At 37.4% G+C, this 18,258-nt stretch carries 17 protein-coding genes; 4 read left to right on the forward strand and 13 right to left on the reverse strand.

Features of this window, described 5'->3' with window-relative positions; translation table 11 throughout:
* Window positions 1-90: 90 nt before the first annotated feature.
* The 3 genes from AC6HVZ_RS05195 to AC6HVZ_RS05205 form a co-directional block, all read right to left on the reverse strand.
* Window positions 91-234 (reverse strand): hypothetical protein, encoded by a 144-nt coding sequence (locus AC6HVZ_RS05195; RefSeq protein ID WP_497557084.1) that lies wholly within the window; start codon window positions 232-234, stop codon window positions 91-93.
* A 255-nt stretch (window positions 235-489) separates the two neighbouring features.
* Window positions 490-2,043, reverse strand: coding sequence for a fatty acid--CoA ligase family protein (locus AC6HVZ_RS05200; RefSeq protein WP_497557085.1), 1,554 nt, complete (start codon window positions 2,041-2,043; stop codon window positions 490-492).
* Window positions 2,044-2,313: 270 nt separating this feature from the next.
* Window positions 2,314-3,189 (reverse strand): LysR family transcriptional regulator, encoded by an 876-nt coding sequence (locus AC6HVZ_RS05205; protein WP_497557086.1) that lies wholly within the window; start codon window positions 3,187-3,189, stop codon window positions 2,314-2,316.
* A gap of 338 nt (window positions 3,190-3,527) precedes the next feature.
* Between AC6HVZ_RS05205 and AC6HVZ_RS05210 the strand changes: the two genes are divergently transcribed.
* Window positions 3,528-4,574: a YeiH family protein gene (locus AC6HVZ_RS05210; RefSeq protein WP_497557087.1), complete on the forward strand. Its 1,047-nt coding sequence runs from the start codon at window positions 3,528-3,530 to the stop codon at window positions 4,572-4,574.
* A 56-nt stretch (window positions 4,575-4,630) separates the two neighbouring features.
* Here the strand turns inward: AC6HVZ_RS05210 and lplA are convergent, their stop codons facing one another.
* Complete coding sequence (gene lplA / locus AC6HVZ_RS05215) at window positions 4,631-5,626, reverse strand: lipoate--protein ligase (protein WP_497557088.1); 996 nt, start codon at window positions 5,624-5,626, stop codon at window positions 4,631-4,633.
* Between the two features lie 75 nt (window positions 5,627-5,701).
* The gene (locus tag AC6HVZ_RS05220; protein ID WP_497557089.1) at window positions 5,702-6,436 is read right to left on the reverse strand and encodes an MBL fold metallo-hydrolase; all 735 of its coding nucleotides are present in this window, start codon (window positions 6,434-6,436) and stop codon (window positions 5,702-5,704) included.
* Window positions 6,437-6,535: 99 nt separating this feature from the next.
* Between AC6HVZ_RS05220 and yhfH the strand changes: the two genes are divergently transcribed.
* Both yhfH and pepF read left to right on the forward strand, forming a co-directional pair.
* On the forward strand, window positions 6,536-6,664 hold the full coding sequence (yhfH, locus tag AC6HVZ_RS05225; RefSeq protein ID WP_497557090.1) for a protein YhfH: 129 nt from the start codon (window positions 6,536-6,538) through the stop codon (window positions 6,662-6,664).
* Window positions 6,665-6,870: 206 nt separating this feature from the next.
* On the forward strand, window positions 6,871-8,685 hold the full coding sequence (gene pepF, locus AC6HVZ_RS05230) for an oligoendopeptidase F (protein ID WP_497557091.1): 1,815 nt from the start codon (window positions 6,871-6,873) through the stop codon (window positions 8,683-8,685).
* Between the two features lie 225 nt (window positions 8,686-8,910).
* Here the strand turns inward: pepF and hemY are convergent, their stop codons facing one another.
* The 4 genes from hemY to AC6HVZ_RS05250 all read right to left on the reverse strand — a co-directional run bounded on the left by hemY (window position 8,911) and on the right by AC6HVZ_RS05250 (window position 14,758).
* On the reverse strand, window positions 8,911-10,314 hold the full coding sequence (gene hemY, locus AC6HVZ_RS05235; RefSeq protein ID WP_497557092.1) for a protoporphyrinogen oxidase: 1,404 nt from the start codon (window positions 10,312-10,314) through the stop codon (window positions 8,911-8,913).
* Window positions 10,311-11,249 carry a ferrochelatase gene (gene hemH / locus AC6HVZ_RS05240; protein WP_497557093.1) on the reverse strand — a complete coding sequence of 313 codons (939 nt, stop codon included), beginning with the start codon at window positions 11,247-11,249 and terminating at the stop codon, window positions 10,311-10,313. Before hemH ends, hemY begins: the two co-directional genes overlap by 4 nt.
* Before the next feature lie 155 nt (window positions 11,250-11,404).
* Complete coding sequence (hemE, locus tag AC6HVZ_RS05245; RefSeq protein WP_497557094.1) at window positions 11,405-12,439, reverse strand: uroporphyrinogen decarboxylase; 1,035 nt, start codon at window positions 12,437-12,439, stop codon at window positions 11,405-11,407.
* Between the two features lie 147 nt (window positions 12,440-12,586).
* Window positions 12,587-14,758 (reverse strand): transglycosylase domain-containing protein, encoded by a 2,172-nt coding sequence (locus AC6HVZ_RS05250; protein ID WP_497557095.1) that lies wholly within the window; start codon window positions 14,756-14,758, stop codon window positions 12,587-12,589.
* A 166-nt stretch (window positions 14,759-14,924) separates the two neighbouring features.
* On the opposite strand from AC6HVZ_RS05250, the gene AC6HVZ_RS05255 reads away from it, so the two are divergent.
* Window positions 14,925-15,422, forward strand: a complete 498-nt coding sequence (locus AC6HVZ_RS05255; RefSeq protein ID WP_497557096.1) for an antibiotic biosynthesis monooxygenase family protein — start codon at window positions 14,925-14,927, stop codon at window positions 15,420-15,422.
* Window positions 15,423-15,469: 47 nt separating this feature from the next.
* On the opposite strand, the gene AC6HVZ_RS05260 is transcribed toward AC6HVZ_RS05255, so the two are convergent.
* From AC6HVZ_RS05260 to AC6HVZ_RS05275, 4 genes are all read right to left on the reverse strand, one after another.
* The gene (locus AC6HVZ_RS05260; RefSeq protein ID WP_497557097.1) at window positions 15,470-15,949 is read right to left on the reverse strand and encodes a thioredoxin family protein; all 480 of its coding nucleotides are present in this window, start codon (window positions 15,947-15,949) and stop codon (window positions 15,470-15,472) included.
* Between the two features lie 3 nt (window positions 15,950-15,952).
* On the reverse strand, window positions 15,953-16,384 hold the full coding sequence (locus tag AC6HVZ_RS05265) for a disulfide oxidoreductase (protein ID WP_497557098.1): 432 nt from the start codon (window positions 16,382-16,384) through the stop codon (window positions 15,953-15,955).
* A 120-nt stretch (window positions 16,385-16,504) separates the two neighbouring features.
* The gene (locus AC6HVZ_RS05270; protein WP_497557099.1) at window positions 16,505-17,134 is read right to left on the reverse strand and encodes a response regulator transcription factor; all 630 of its coding nucleotides are present in this window, start codon (window positions 17,132-17,134) and stop codon (window positions 16,505-16,507) included.
* Window positions 17,135-17,205: 71 nt separating this feature from the next.
* On the reverse strand, window positions 17,206-18,243 hold the full coding sequence (locus AC6HVZ_RS05275) for a sensor histidine kinase (protein WP_497557100.1): 1,038 nt from the start codon (window positions 18,241-18,243) through the stop codon (window positions 17,206-17,208).
* Between the last annotated feature and the right edge of the window lie 15 nt (window positions 18,244-18,258).

Below are 18,258 nucleotides of genomic sequence, written 5' to 3' on the forward strand. Positions count from 1 at the left end.
TTAAATGAAAAGAAAGTGGCTTATATTATAATCTATCAAATTTTCAGTAAAAAAGATAGATAAAAACAAAATTTTTCAAAAAAACTTTTTTTATTCTACATTTTCTGCGGTTTTATCCACTTTTTCAGCATTTGTGCGATTAATTTCCTCTGGATAGTGTTCTTCCATGATATGAAAATCTGGGTTTAATAAAGTAAATGTAGCCAGCTCTGGAATTTCATTATTATTTTTCATCACACGACAATCCTTTTTTTATTTAGATTGCCCCTAAGTGATGAAATTTATACGTTGCATGCAAAAAACACCTTGGAGCAAAATAGCTTCAAGGTGTTTTTTTAATCCAGGCTACTGCTTGTCCCAAGCGCTTTTCTACGCCCAACGGAGCCAAATCAAACAACTCAGCAGTTACGTCGTCTTTTACATCGAATTGAAACAAAACTTACGAAAAGAGGTTGTGCGAAAAGCACCTTTCATTCAATACCACAATTATTACAATAAGTGTGCTTCATTCACAATTTTTTCACGAAGACTTCTTCTAAGAATTTTTCCAGTTGTATTTTTTGGAAGTTCGTTTAAAAATTCAATTTTAGAAGGGATTTTATATTTTACTAATTGCTCTTTGCAATACTCTATCAAATCTTCTTCTGTTACCGTTACATCATCGACAACAACAAAGCTCATTACTGCTTCACCTGATTTAAAATCAGGAACTCCAACTACAGCTACTTCAGTTACGTTGGGATGTGAATATAAGACCTCTTCCACTTCTCTTGGATAAACATTATATCCACCGACGAGAATCAGATCCTTCTTACGGTCTACAATGTAAAAATACCCTTCATCATCCATCCTAGCCATATCACCCGTATAAAGCCATCCGTCCTTTAAGGCTACTGCTGTCTCTTCAGGCATTTTATAGTAACCCTGCATCACATTTGGTCCCTGAACAATCAATTCACCAACTTCACCTGTCTCAACTTCTATCCCAAACTCATCAACTACTTTATTTTCAACATTTATGATATTCCTCCCTATCGAACCCGGTTTTCTAGGGCGATCTAATGGATTAAAGCATGTCACAGGTGATGCTTCTGATAAACCATAGCCTTCTGAAATTTGTACTTCGAATGCTTTTTCAAATTCCTTTAATAAAGCAACAGGCATTGAAGCCCCACCAGAAATACATAAACGAATTCCGGCAAAGTCTTCCTTATTTTCTTGTGCGCTTTTCAATAAATAATTATACATTGTTGGCACACCAGCAAATACTGTACTATTATATTTCTTCGTAATTCGAAATACTTCCTGTGGGGAAAACTTCGGCATAATTAAAATCGTTCCCCCATTCATTAATGGTGCATTTAAAGCTACTGTTAAGCAAAACACGTGAAACATTGGCAATGCCGCTATTACACGGTCTTGCCCATTTATTGTTAAATAATCAGCAACATCCTTTGCGTTAGAGAATAAGTTTTTATGTGTTAACATGGCCCCCTTTGGTTTTCCAGTAGTTCCGGAAGTATATAAAATAATTGCTAGATCTTCATCCGTAAGCTCTGGAGCACTATAGTCCGTATTTCCTTCCTGAATTAAATGTGTAAACGATTTCAATTTAGCAGAAAGTAAATTTTGATCGAACTCTAGGTCAGCTCCTGACTCACAGATTATGTAATGATTAACTTCTGGCAGTTTATCCGCAATATCAGCAAACTTTTCAAGCAATACATCCATTGTAATTACAGCTTTAACATCTCCATCCTTTAAAATATATGTCATCTCATGTGTTGTATACAATGGATTAATCGGGATAACGACAAGTCCCAACCTTAGAGCACCATACAAGCCGATTATATAATATGGGCTATTTCCAACTACTAAAGCAATATGATCGCCTTTTTTATAGCCTAGCTTTTCCAATCTTGAAGCAAACCTTCTTACCGCTCCATCTAATTCCATATAACTCGTTTCTTTATCTTGAAAAATATAAGCAGTTTTTGTTGGATGTTTTTTAGCAGTAATTGATAATTGATCACTTAAATTCATAAACAGTCCCCCTTTAATTATGAATGAACAATCATTCATAATTATTGTAAAATTTATATTAATTATAGAATACAGATCATTAAAATTCAAGTCGAAGCGCTAACATTTTTTTTACGTGAGAACCTATAATACTTGTTGGTATCGGGGAACAAAACAACTATCACCCTCATCTAGCAGCTAATGAGACTTCTCTCACTTCCGTATTGTTTCAAATGAGCGCTAACGCTTTTATTATCAACCATAAAAATATTTTTCCAGAGGGGAGGCTTATTACTTCTCATGCAGCAATTCAATAAATACTTCTAATGCCTTCGTTTGAAATGGAGAATTCGTTATAAACGAAAATTGACGAGTGAACGGAAGGCCATTTATTTTAATTACTTTTAAATCACCATTCTTTAATTCCTTTTGGATTGTCCATTGCGATAATAAACTTATTCCAAGTCCAGCTTCCACCGCTTCTTTAATCAATTGTGTACTGCCAAAATTCATTCTTCGTTCAGGTTGAATACCAATGCGCTCAAACATCTTTTCAGTGGCCTCCCGAGTTCCCGACCCTTGCTCACGTACAATCCACATTTCCTGCTCAAGCGTACTTATTCTTATAAACCCAGCCTGACCTGATAATTTATAGGAAGGTGAGGCCACAATTACCATATAATCCTCTGCAAAAGCTTCCATTAATAATTGCTTATTTTTAAAATTACCTTCCACTATACCGATATCCAATTGGTGACTTGCAACCAAACTCGCAATTTTTTCGGTATTTCCGATGGTTATCGCTGGTTGAATGTTTGGGTAGATTTTCTGTAAACGAGCAATAATATGCGGCAATACATATTCGCCAAAAGTATAACTGGCACCTATATGCAGAGGCCCACTAGCTTTATTTGACAGGTCATCCACTAAATTCTGCATCTTTGTATACAGCCCGATAATTTCCTTTGCATGATGATAAACGATTTCCCCAGCTCTATTTAAGCGAACATACTTATTCGTTCGATCCAATAACTTTGTGCCAATATTTTCTTCAAATACACGAATATACTGGCTGACTGCAGGCTGTGTCATATGTAATTCCTCTGCTGCTCGTGAAAAATTTTGTCTTTCTGCTACGGTTATAAATACCAGTAAATGTTGATCCATTTCTTAACCCTACCAATCTTTAATTATAGTGCGTGTTCAAAAAGGAGGATAAAAAGGAACGAGAAGTTCGAGGCGCCGTAGCTTTGAGTAGCGGAACGTATGCAGTTAATACGTGAGCAACGGGCTTGCACAGGATGTGCTGACTTCTACGTTGCCCACAGGACGTGGGCGGTCTTAGTAGAAGATCCACTATCGCCAACGAAGAAATTCGAAGTGTCATTTTTACCGGACTTTTTGAACATCCTTTTATATCAATTTACTTATTATAAGTATTATAATTATTTATTTTAATTATAGCAAAGGTTCGATTACGCTAGATAGAGGGAGGTAAAACTTTTATGACTATTGAAAAACAAAAAAATCAAGCAAGACCACAGCAAAAAAATCCCTACTTAAACACAAAATGGGCTTGGATCGGCGGGATTGTATTTACTTTTTTAATTGCACTAGCAGGTTACTTATTAGCCCTAATACCTGGATTTGCCTATGTTGGTCAATTAGCCTGTGCTATTATTATCGCAGTTATTTATCGTCAGTTTTTTGGGTATCCGGAATTAATAAGGAGCGGCATTACATTTTCAGCAAAAAAATTACTTCGACTAGCAATCATATTATATGGTCTGAGATTAAATATTAATATAGTGCTTAGTGATGGGCTGGGATTACTTATTCGTGATGCGGGTGTTATCATTTTTACCATCTTTTTAATGGTTTGGCTTGCAAAAGTATTAAAAGCTGATACAACGATTTCTTTATTATTAGGTGTGGGTACTGGAGTATGCGGAGCTGCGGCTATAGCGGCTGTTGCTCCAATCATTAAATCAAAGGATGAAGACACAGCAATTAGTGTTGGCATAATTGCTTTGATGGGAACGATATTTTCAATAATTTATACGATAATCCGTCCCATTCTTCCGATATCAGATATAGATTATGGGATATGGTCAGGTATTAGTCTGCATGAGCTCGCCCATGTTGCACTTGCAGCTGCACCTGCTGGAGAAGATGCCCTGGCAATGGCCCTGCTTGCTAAACTGGGACGTGTATTCCTACTCATTCCATTATGCTTTATTCTAATTTATGTGATTAAACTTAAAAACAATGGATCAAGTAAACCTGGTACTAAGATTGCATTTCCCTGGTTTCTAATTGGGTTTATTATATTTAGTATTTTAGGTACATACGTTTTCGGAAATATAATCCCTGTGTCTGATGAGGTTATGAATGGGGTTTATACATTATCTACCTGGTTACTAACTGCTGCAATGGTAGGTCTAGGACTTAGTGTTAGCCTGAAGGATTTACGCACCAAAGCAATGAAACCGTTAATTGCCATGGTAATTACATCCATCGTCCTCTCTATTTTAGCTTATTTTATTGTATAACATATAAGAAGAGGCTCCCTCTTTAGAGTTAGCCTCTTCCATCCATTTATTAAATCTTAATAAATCAAATTAATAAAGTCCTCTTTGGAGATCTTTCCTAAGTAGTGAGGAACATCTATATCTGCAAGAGCTTCTTCAATAGCTTTACGCTCATGGCGAACTCCTGTTAACTTATTCTCAATAACCTGAACACTACCGATCCCAAAGAAATCACCGTAAATTTTACAGTTTTCAATGATCCCTTTTTTAACATCCAACCGAACATCCACGAGACCATATGGGAATTTATGGGACTCCTGAATATTGAATGCTGGTGATTTTCCATAGTTCCAATCCCATTGCTGATAACGCTCTTCAGAAATTTTATGGATTTCCTCCCAGTCTTGATCGGTTAATTCATAGCGCGGGACATCCTTCACATCTTCTACATCAAAGACATGACGTAAAATAAGTTCCTTAAATTCATCCATTGTAATTTTCTCTTCCAAAAATTCGGATATGTTGGCAACACGACTGCGAATGGATTTTATTCCTTTAGATTCGATTTTTTCCTTTCTAACCTTTAAGGCGGATACAACATTTTCTATTTCGGAATCCAGCATTAATGTTCCATGGCTGAACATACGGCCTTTTGTTGAAAACATCGCATTACCGGATATTTTCCGTCCTTTTACAGCAAGGTCATTTCTCCCCTGCATCTCTGCCGGTACCCCTAACTTATTTAATGCTTGTACCATTGGTTCAGTAAATTTAGCAAAGTTTTGGAAGCTATTTCCATCATCTTTTGTAATGAAGCTGAAATTTAAATTCTGTTCATCATGATAAACTGCTCCACCACCTGACAGGCGACGAACGACCTTTATTCCATTTTCATCAACGTATTCTGTATTTATTTCTTCAATCGTATTTTGATTTCTGCCAATAATAATCGATGGTTTATTGACATAAAATAATAAATATGTATCTTTTTCACCGAAATTTTCTAAAATATATTCCTCTATAGCTAGGTTAATACGCGGATCTGTAATTCCTTGATTATCGATAAATTTCATCAAAAAACTCCTCTCTCTTAAAATCCTATAATATATAGTTTACTTTAAAAATCCTAAGCAATCAAAAAATATACTCTATTTCCCTTCCCAAATTAGTCCCTCTTTTGCCAGTTGAACTGTCCCATTATAATATTGCTTTACCTCTTTAACTAGTTGTGTAATTTCCCCATATTGTGGCAGATGACTTAATATTAATTCTTTCACTTTCGCTCTTTGGGCAATTGTTGCACCTTCTTTGCTCGTCATATGCCCTGCTGCGGATCCATCCTGGTTCGCATAAAAATTGCAATCCGTTATTAATAAATCAGCCTGTTTAGCGAAATCTATCCATGCTTCCTGATAGCTTGTATCCGCAGTATATACCAGTACATTTTCACCATCCGTAATCCGCATGCCAAAGCACGGAACCGGATGCTTTGTCTTTAGAAACGTAATCGAAAAAGGACCAATTTCCAAGCTTTTAGTTGGATCATAGGCGATTCCTGTTGTGAATTTATGTGTTAATGATTTGAATCCGAATAGATCCTCACGATTCCCATAAATTGGCAAATTTTTATCTATACCATTGACATAATATTGAACAAGTTTGGCATATTGCAGTACCCCGATATCCGCTACATGGTCATGGTGATAATGAGATAAAATTACCGCATCAAGTTCAGAAACAAATTTATAATTTTGCAATTTAGATAATGCGCCACTTCCCACATCCATTAATAAAGAAAAGTCGTCTTTTTCAATTAAATAAGCAGATGTCGCACTATTAGGGGCAGGATACCCTCCCCAACAACCAATGACTGTTATTTTCAAAAAAATCACCCTTTTTTTAAATTTGTTGTAACACACCATTGACAAACATCATACTGTTATACTACAATGTATTTAAATCATTTACAAGGAGGAATCACCTTGATTAACGTCATTGAGTTTTTTAGAAATCTACCAAAGAAAAAATGCAGTCAATGTGGCCATGATATGTATGAGAAAGCTGATTGCTACGGTAATTTATGTGACGAATGTGATCATCCAGCAAGATAACGTCAGAAGCACCAGAAATACCGGGTCGAATTTTCCTAGCTATTTCTACTGTACTACAACACTATACTACAATCTACTCACAGCTATTATATGTAGCTGTGTTTTTTTGTATATTCAAATGGAAATCTGAAAAATCGTATCATTCTATTTGTGTTTATATTATAATTAATCAGAGTATCGAAATAGTTTTGAAGGGAGCTTTAATAATGACAACTACTGCATCAAAAAGGTGGAATCGTTCTGATGTACCTATGGAACAAACATGGGATTTAAGTGCTTTATTTACATCTCAAGCTGCTTTTGAGAAAGAATTAGCTGCAATTCAAACAGATGTAAATGAGGTAACAACGTATAAAGGTACTTTAGGTACAAGTGCTGAAAATCTATTAAATTGTTTTTCAACATTGGAAAACTATAAACAAAGAGTTATCTGTGTAGCTACTTATGCTAATTTACGTTCAAGTGCTGACGGTATCGATCCTAACAATCAACGGGACTCGGCAAAGATATCCTCGGCATTAGCTGGAATCGGTGCAAAGCTATCTTTTATCGAATCAGAGTTATTAACACTTTCCGAAGAGACAATCGGCCAATTTTTAAAAGCAGAACCAAAGTTAAAAAACTATCAAAAAATGCTTGAAGATACACTGGAGAAAAAACCTTATACATTAGCACCAGAGATAGAGGAAACGCTAACCGCACTTAGTGAGGTACATGAGGCACCATATATGATTTATCAACGCAGCAAGTCTGCAGATATGGAATTTGATTCAATCTTGGATGAAGATGGCACTGAACTACCTATGTCAGCAGCATTATATGAAGATCGATATGAGCTTTCCTCAGATACCAAAACTCGTCGTAATGCCTATGATTCTTTTATTAAAACATTGAATCAGTATAAAAATACGTACGCTGCAACCTATGCAACAGAAGTCACAAAACAGGTGACAATGGCGAACTTGCGCTCCTATGACTCTGTTACAGATATGCTGCTTAAGTCCCAACAAGTAACTAAAGAGATGTATCACAATCAGTTAGATGTGATTCAGGAAGAATTAGCACCACATATGCAACGATATGCAAAGCTTAAGAAAGAAAAACTAGGTCTTGATCAGCTTCATTACAGTGATTTAAAAGCGCCACTTGACCCTGAATTTAATCCGAGCACAACCTATGAAGAAGCAAAGTCTACTATTCTAGAAGCATTGGAAGTGATGGGTCCGGAATATAGTGAAATCATGAAAAAAGGCTTGAATAATCGTTGGGTGGATTTTGCAGACAATACAGGGAAAGCTACCGGAGCCTTCTGTTCAAGTCCATATGGCGTTCATCCTTACATCTTAGTAACCTGGACGGATACCATGCGAGGAGCATTTGTATTGGCACATGAATTAGGTCATGCAGGACATTTTTATCTTGCCGGGAAGAATCAATCCCTTGTAAATACTCGTCCTTCCACCTATTTCATTGAAGCACCATCAACCATAAATGAACTGCTGTTAGCAAATCATTTGCTTGAAAAAACGGATGACAAACGGATGAAACGCTGGGTTATTACACAGCTACTTGGAACCTACTATCATAACTTTGTAACACATTTATTGGAAGGAGAGTTCCAACGTCGTGTCTATGCACTTGCGGAAGAAGGAACACCACTGACAGCGAATGTATTATCAGCACAAAAAAGAGAAGCATTGGAGAATTTCTGGGGCAGTGCAGTAGCATTTGATGAAGGTGCAGGTTTAACATGGATGCGTCAGCCGCATTATTATATGGGCCTATATCCATATACGTATTCCGCTGGCTTAACTGTATCCACCGCCGTTGCACAAAAAATTCAAACGGAAGGAAAACCCGCTGTTGAGCGTTGGCTTGATGTACTTAGAGCCGGTGGCAGTAAGAAACCACTTGATCTCATCAAACAAGCCGGTGTGGATATGTCAAAGACAGATGCCATTAAAGAAGCAGTAGCATATGCAGGATCACTTGTTGATGAATTGGAGAAGAGTTACGAATAGATGGAGAAATTAAGATGACCGCTCCCTGAGCCGGTCATCTTTTTCTCTATTACATATGTGAACTTCAGCCATTTAGTTGTGAACTTCTGACCACTTCACTGTGAACTTCTAATCATTCCATTGTGAACTTCTGCCTTCTCACTGTGAACTTCAGCCTCTCCCCGAAAACACCGCACAAAAAAACCGGTCCCAAGCAAACAATCCAGCCTAGAACCAGCATTTAATCTAACCTCTTAAAAACCCCAACACATCACCAACAGCTTTCTCCCCTTGCTCAATACAATCCGGCACGCCAATACCTTCATAAGAGCTTCCTGTTAAAAACACACCAGGTAATTGTTCACTTGCCTCATGACGAACTTTTGCAATCCGTTCTTTATGTCCAACCGTATATTGCGGCATTGCATTTTTCCAGCGGGTAATCACACTGAACTCGGGCTCTGCAGTGATATTCATTGTCTTGTTTAAATCCTTTAATACAATCTCCTTAATTTCTTCATCACTAAGATCAACGACGGATTGATCGCTTGGTCTGCCAACATAACAGCGAATAAGTGCTTTTCCATCCGGTGTAGTTGTTGGCCATTTCTTATGTGTCCAGGTACATGCTGTTATTCGGTAATCACTGTTTCGGGACACAACAAACCCTGTTCCATCTATATCTTTTTTGATTGAGGATTTTTCAAAAGCCATCGCAACATTTGCTACAGATGTTGCCGGTATATCATTGAACGTTTTAAAGAAATCATATTGACTAAATATTTTCGGTAAACTGTAATGTGGGGCAGTCATGATAATCGCATCAGCTTTAGCTACTTCTCCATTACTTAACAGAAGATGATAGCCATAATCCTTTTTCTCTACATGATCAACAGCGGCATTTAATTCAACTGTCCCTTCATCAAGCTCCTGCTCAATTTTATCAACTAGGCTTCCCAAACCGTCTTTAAATGAAAAGAACATTCCAGGCTTTTTCTCAGTGGATTTTTTACGCTTGGGCATTGTCTTTTGCAGGCCATTTACCAGACTGCGGTGTTCTTGCTCGAGCTGATAAAAATTAGGGAATGTTGCCATCAGGCTCATATCATCAATATCTCCTGCATAAATTCCAGACAGTAGTGGCTCTATCAAATTTTCTACCAGTTCATTTCCGAAACGATGGCGGAAAAACCCTCCAAGCGATTGGTCACTTACTTCCTTTCCTTTTGGCAACACGAAATCAAATCCTGCACGCAGCTTTCCTCTCAGGGAAAAAATCCTTGAAAACAAAAATGGTCTTACTTGTGTCGGGATTCCCATGAAAGCACCACTAGGCATTTTATGTAATTTATTGTTAACTAAAATATAGGACTGACCTGTTCCATTTCGAACAAGCTCATCACTTAGACCTAGTTCTTCAGCAAGCTTAATTGCAGGTTGCTTTCGTGCTAAAAACGAATCCGGTCCCTGTTCAATGGTAAAACCATCCCGCTTTATTGTTTTGATTTTTCCACCTAAGCGATCACTAGCTTCCACTAATTTTACTTCATAGGATAAATGGTTCGCTTGGATTTCCTTTTGTAAATTGTAAGCAGCAGATAACCCAGTTATCCCGCCGCCAACAATAACAATTTTTTTACTCTCGCTCATTGCACTTCACGCTTTACTTTTTTTAAAACAACCTCAGCCAATGTATTAATAAATTGGGCATTAACATTAGGCATTTGGGGACGATAATAATTTGCTCCCAGCTCATCACAAACAACCTTACACTCATAATCATTGTCATATAGAACCTCTAAGTGATCCGCAATAAATCCAACAGGTGCATATACGAAAGACCGGTATCCCTTTTGTTCATATAAATCTCGTGTCAAATCCTGAACATCAGGTCCTAGCCATGGATCAGGGGTATTCCCTTCACTTTGCCAGCCAATTTCATAGTTTTTAATTCCTGCCTCTTCCGAAATCAGCTTAGCTGTTTCCTTCAATTGATCCGGATATGGGTCGCCATTTTGTAAAATCTTCTCTGGCAAACTGTGAGCTGATACAATCAATACCGCTTTTTCACGTTCTTCTGGTGTCATTTCAAAGAAAACAGCACCGATTTTGTCTGCCCAGTAAGTTATAAAACCTGGAGCATCATACCAGCTTTCAACAGAGTCAATTTTAATACCATACTTGTTAGCTTCATCATTTGCTCGCTCATTATAGGATTTCACACTGAATGTGGAATAATGTGGGGCCAGCACAAGAGACACAGCTTCTTCGATACCATCCTTAGCCATTTCTTCCACCGCATCTTCAATAAATGGCTCAATATGCTTCAAGCCAATATATGCTTTAAATTCAATTTCATCCTGCGCAGCATTTAAATTGGCTTCGATTGCATATGCCTGTTGCTCTGTAATCTTTGCTAATGGTGAAATACCACCAATCGCTTTATAACGATCTTTTAAATCCTGAAGAGCATCTTCCGCAGGCTTTCTCCCATGACGAATATGTGTGTAATAGCGTTCGATATCTTCTTCCTTATATGGAGTACCATACGCCATTACAAGTAATCCCATTTTTCTTTTTCCCATGTTAAGCACCTCTTTTAAAAATTGACTCTTGTAAGTAAAAATTGTTATTTTCTAGGATTGCCGCGTTAGTAATAAGCTCCAATTCCACTTAAATCAAATCTTTTTGGTGGAACGAGTAACCACCGTTCCACACTCGAAGAAAGTAGCCTCAATAATTAACGCTTTGAATAGGAATGAATAAATTCTGTCAGTTTTTTCAATGTTGCCGGCTTAATATCTGGTGTAACACCATGACCTAAGTTAAATACATGCTTTCCCTGCTCGATTCCTTCATCCAAAATACCTTTTGTCCGTTTTTCTATTATATCCCAGTGGATAAGTAGGATGGTCGGATCTAGGTTACCTTGGAGTACTTTGGTTACCCCCATTTGCCTTGCCTCCGTAATAGATGTACGCCAATCAAGACCGATAACATCAACAGGAAGATCATTCCACTCCAGCAGCAAATGTCTTGCACCTACTCCGAAATAGATCAATGGCACATGATGCTGTTTTAACTCTGCAAAAATTCTTGTCATAATCGGTTTTATAAATACACGATAATCTGGAGCATTTAATGCCCCCACCCATGAATCAAAAATTTGAATCGCCTTTGCGCCTGCCTCAATTTGTGCTTCCACATAAGCTATAACCATATCTGCAAGTTTTTCCATCAGCAAAAACCATGCCTCAGAATCACGATACATAAATGCTTTTGTTTTACTGTAATTTTTCGATGGTCCACCTTCAATCATGTAACTCGCCAATGTAAAGGGGGCTCCACTGAATCCTATCAAAGGAACCTCAAGCTGTTCTTCTGTTAAAAGTCGAATCGTGTCCAGCACATACGGGACATCGGCTTCTGGATTAATCATTCCAAGTTTCTCCACGTCCTGGATAGTTTGGAGAGGGTTATGGATAACCGGTCCGATCCCTGATTTTATTTCCACATCTACTCCAAGTGCAGGTAATGGTGACATAATATCTTTATAAAGAATTGCCGCATCTACACCATAATGTTCCACAGGTAGACGTGTAACATATGCACATAATTCAGGCTGATGTGTAATTTCAAATAATGAATACTTTTTCTTTAATTCACGATACTCTTCCTGTGATCTGCCGGCTTGTCTCATAAACCAGGCAGGAGTATAATTCGTTTCTTCACCATTATACGCTCTAATAATGGTATCATTTATTTTCTTTGACATATAATTCACCCTTTATACTTATATGTACTTCTACTTTCATTTTTAGGAGAAGGATATAACCAGACTTTTGAACATTCCTTCATAACTATATCGATTTATGACTTCACTGTATAGCAATGCAACATGATTGTCATTAATTTGTCTAAATTACCATGACAGTTCGACTGAATTCGATCTTTTCCCTTCAATGCGACTTAGGGGGTCATATGGAACTACATAATATCGATTTGACCTAAATAAAGCATTATCTATCATGAATTCTGTTTTCCCTTCCACTTCCCCTACTCGCTCATCGATCCCGTCCTCTTCACGATAAATATGATAAATTATCCGATTATCATCAGATCCATTCCAAGAAAGTTTTCCTTTAACAAGCGAAATGCCACCAAAGGAATAATTCGCTTTCAAATCTGATATTTCCGGTAAAACAATCGGCTTCGGAAGTGACGCTACATTATCTGGTTTGGCAAAGCTCTCGGCAAGTGGCTTTTGTCTATCCATTGCCGTTAAAATAGCTTTCGTGAGCCTTGTTGGATATTCACTGCCTGCTGTTAAAAAATGATTCTTATCTGAAATATCATAGCCCATCCATAATGCGGTAACATATTGCGGTGTATAGCCTACAAACCAGGCATCCTTCGTTTGTCCCTCTGCATACGGATGCTCCGTTGATCCAGTTTTTCCAGCCAGAGCTTTTGGGTAGTCACCGGGGGAAGCTGTTCCACTTTCTACAGTATCCATTAAAATTTCGGTCATATTCCAGGCTACTTGTGAACTAAATACCTCCGTTGTCTCAGTACCGAAGTCAAAAATCAATTCACCACTTCGGTCATACAATCGATCAATTGCAGATGATTCAATAAACTCTCCTGAGTGTGCAAATGATCGAAAACTTTCCATCATTTGCAGTGGTGTCAAACCATTCGTTAAACCGCCTAATGCAAGAGCTAACCCATCATCATTATCAAGATTGATATTCATTTTACTCAGATAATCCTTTGCATAGTTTATCCCAATTTGATCAAGTAACCATACCGCAGGAGCATTTTTTGAATTTTTTATTGCATCATATATGGAAACTGAACCATCGTATTTATTATTAACATTTGCAACAGCATACCCATCCATTTTCTGATCTGGAATTAGCGAATAGGGCGTATAATTGTCATCCTGCATCATAGCCGGTCCATAAACTGCTATCGGTTTCATTGTCGAACCAGGCTGACGGTTGACTGTTACTCGATTTAGATTTCCCAATCGATACTTTCTTCCCCCAATTACAGAAACAATTTTCCCTGATTCCTGTTCCATCATAACAAAAGCGCCTTCAACACCTTCTGTAATACCAGGGAAATATGCATCTTTCTGAAATTGTTCATAGGCGATCTCTTGAGCATTCTTATCCATATTCACAACGATTTTATAGCCACCACGCTTTAATTCATTAATCGATAATTGATACTTATCAGCTGCTTCCTTCATCACTAAATCGATATAACTGTCCATCCATGAAGTTGGCTCACGTTCTTTTATATTTAATCCCAATGTCTTCCCTTGCTCCTGAAGCCTTTTTTCTGTTGTAAGCATGCCTGCATTTTCCATTGACCTAAGTACCGTATTTCTTCGGTTTAATGCTTTTTCAGGATAATTAATTGGTGAATAACCATTCGGTGCCTTAGCCAAACCTGCAAGCATGGCTCCTTCAGAAATTGATAACTCCCCAACTGGCTTGGAGAAAAAATAATTCGAAGCTGTGTCAATTCCATAAACTCCATGTCCGAAATAAATTTCATTTACGTATAATTCCAGTATTCTATCCTTAGAAAACTTTCTTTCCATATATATAGCTGCCATTGCTTCTTTTGCCTTGCGTGTCCATGTTTTATCATTATATAAAAAGAGATTCTTTGCTAATTGCTGTGTTATTGTACTCGCACCTTCCACTTTACTCATAGCAATAATATTACGGTAGGCAGCACGAGCAACAGATTTGAAATCAATTCCTGCATGCTCATAAAATCGTACATCCTCTACAGAAATAAATGCGTTTCTCACGTGTGTTGGTACTTGTTCAATCTCAACAAACGACCGGTTTTCATGATACAATTTACCGATCACTTCCCCATCACTTGTTTCAATTGTAGTTGTAACATCCAAAATTAGTTTTTCTTCATCTACAACCAGTTTTCCCCCAAATAAAATACCAGCATAACCAATTAGTCCAAAAATAACAGTAAATCCAATAATAAAAAAAAGTATTTTTATTCGCTTGGATAGGGGGGTTTTCTGATTTGTACCTTCTTTATTTTTTTTACCCATTTGTTCACCTCTACACATTACCACTTACATTATACGACAGAATTCTACATTCTAAAAGGATGAATACTTGTTGTTAAGTAATAATGATTTTTAATAACGTACTCGTTGACTATTCGTGCTAGAATTAGGGTAATATGAAATTAAGAAGCAGAAAGGGGAGTAAATGATGAAAGCATACATGACAAATGGAACAACGGATTTCCTGGAGAAACTAGAGGAAAAACATAAAAATATAATTTTTCATTTAATGACAAGCAATACAGGAGCACTGGCCTACTATGAAAATGAAGGTAAAAATGTTTTTTCATCAGGGAGAGCCTATGAGATTATCATACGAAAGGGCATGATTCAAGAAGATGGATATGTTGTTATGAATAATATTCCCGTCACAGAGGATAGCAGCGTTTCATTTGAAGACCGCTTTAAACAAAGACAGAACGAAATGGATATGATGCCAGGATTTCAGGCATTCCGCTTATTAAAACCTGTTAAAGGTAACACCTATGTTGTTTTTACTCAATGGGCATCGGTTCAGGATTTTGAAAACTGGAAAAACTCGGATCAATTTAAAAAGGCGCATCAGAATCAGGCAACAAAACCCCCTGCATACGCTGCAGATAAACCATTTATAACAGAATACCACATGCTAAAGAAAGATGATTAACAAACAAAAGCTAACCAGTTTTCTCTTGGATTGGTTAGCTTTTGCTTTTAATTCAAAATATACTCATCAAAAAACGCCTGGAACTCCTCTTCACTGCGTTGACCTACTATCCGTGCAACTTCCTCGCCATCTTCAAAATGTACTAATGTCGGAGTAGATTCAATGGCATAGGCATTTCCTTCATTACTAAACTCCAATAAATTAAACTTTTTCATATCAATCCCATTATCCTCAGCTAAAGGCACAAGATAAGGGGTAGTCTGTTGACAATAGACACATATTGGACTATAGAAATAAACAGTTTTATCTTCCCCGCTATCAAGGGATTCAGCTAATTCATCAGGCATTATTTGATTGCCATAATCCGGGTTATCTAATTGATCAATTGTAGCCTGATCCAGATCTTTCGTTCCATAAGGATTATCATTATCTTCTAAGGCTTTATTCTTTTGATAGTTCGTAATAAAAAATAAAGCTGCAAAAAGCACGACAATTACACCAATAAAAATGAACATCTTCTTTTTCATCCATTATTTCCTCCTTGCTTGTTTAAGTAGCATCAGATGTAGAACAAAGATAATTAAAAATGCAGTCCCAGCCAAAAATGGAATGGTAATAAAGCCAAAATAATTCACATATTGAAAATTGCATGGTACCAATCCACAGGAGCCTCCCGCTTCCTGCAAGGCTGGTAGCTTCTGAACCAGATAGTGATATGTAGAAACAATCATACCGATACCACTTAAAATCAGTCCCGGTAATGCAATCGAAATTTCCTTTTTAATTGCTGCTATACCATAAATAATTACCAGTGGGTACATTAAAATGCGCTGATACCAACATAGCTCACACGGTACATAGCCCATTACCTCTGAATAAAACAAACTGCCTGCCAAAGCAATAAAGCTCTGAGCCCAAATTAACATTAACAGATTTTCTGCCTTTTTGGTTAACTTTCCCATATAAGCATCCTTTCTTATTAAATACTATTGTATTATATAAATTTACATAATTTAATACAATAGTAATGCTTACAAAAAGTAAGTTTGGTGTGACAATATCATGAATTTTTTAGTGCACCCCTACTTCATTAACTTATTTCGATGTACATAGACAGCTGCCTGGGTGCGGTCGTTTACTTCTAATTTTGATAAGATATTACTCACATGTGTTTTAACCGTTTTAATCCCGATATAAAGTTTTTCACTGATTTCCTGGTTTGTCATCCCATTCCCGATACACAGCAATACTTCAAGTTCCCGTTCCGTCAGCTCTTCATGGAGCTTTTTTACTTCTGTACGAAAGCTGGACATCATTTTACCAGCTACTTTCGGTTCAATAACATTTTCCCCTTTTGCCGCTTTCTTAATCGCATCTACAATTTCATCAGCAGAAGATGTTTTCAAAATATAACTGAACGCACCCGCTTCAATCGCAGGAAAAACCTGTTCATCATCATAGAAGCTCGTCAGAATAATAATTTTACAGGCAGGGTACTTTTCCATTACCTGCTTAGTTGCCTCCATACCCGTTCCATTCTCCATCATTAAATCCATTAATACAACATCCGGTTTTTCTTTAATAATCAATTCTGCCCCATCGTTTCCATTGGACGCTTGACCAATGACATCAATTTCTTCATCTGTCAGCAAATATGCGATAATACCTTTTCTTACCACTTCATGATCATCCACCACAATAACACGTATCATTAGACTTCCTCCCCTTGTCTATCACCAGTGTTCAGCACATGCGTCGCTAAACGGACGCACTCCCGCATTTCTTAGCATGGTATACGAATATCAATATATGTACCTTCATCTTTATTCGATCGAAGTGTAAAGGTTCCCCCAAGTTCTTCACTTCGCTCCCGCATTGTCTTTAAGCCGTAAGATGTTTTTTTGTCCGTACTTTTCGTTATATCAAAGCCTTTTCCATCATCACGGATATGAATGAACAATTCCTTGGAACGTTGAAAAATATTTAAGTTTACTTCCTGAGCATTTGCATGGCGCAGAATATTTGACAGGGACTCCTGAACAATCCGAAAAACATGCTCCTCTGTTGTTTCTGACAGATCCAGTTCCTCGTCCATCTCAACCTTAAAGCTCAGCTGACTTTTCTGCCTTAATTCATTAACCAGATTATCAATTCCTTTTGTAAGTGGTTCACCCGATAAATGTACCGGCCGTAAATGCAATAATAATGCCCGCATTTCGGTTTGTGCCTGCAGTGCGGAAGCTGCTACCTCCTCCATCTGTGTTTTGGCAATCTGCGGATTCTTCTCCAGCTGTTTTAGCGCAGCTTCAGACATCATGGTTAATGCGAAAAGCTGCTGGCTTACTGCATCATGCAAATCACGTGCAAGCCGCTGGCGTTCTTCAATAACAGCAGATTTATGGGCAGATTTCGCAAACTCTGCTTTCTCATCTGCCATTCGCTGCAGGGATTTTACCTGATCAAGCAGTTTTTTGCCTAACTCATTTAACTCATTGCCGATTCTTGTGATTTCATCATCTTCTTCAAAATAAATACTAGAGCTGTAATTTCCATTGGCAAATTGTGTAATCAGAACAGAGATGGAATCAAGCCGTGATTTCAGATTCCCACTTGAAGTAAAACCTGTATATAAGGAGATAATAAGACCCATAAATATATACAATGCAATGAATAAGAAAATACCTGAAGCAGTAAGCCAATCTGGTTCTACCAAAACATAAACAGACAGCAATATCGCCAGTAGTGTCACCATTGTTGTAAACAATCCGGAAAGATGAGAATGAATAAACATGTAGCGGATGCTTGAAAATCTTTTTTTCATATCTATCCCCTCCTC

The sequence above is a fragment of the Oceanobacillus sp. NCCP-135 genome, assembly GCF_059698015.1.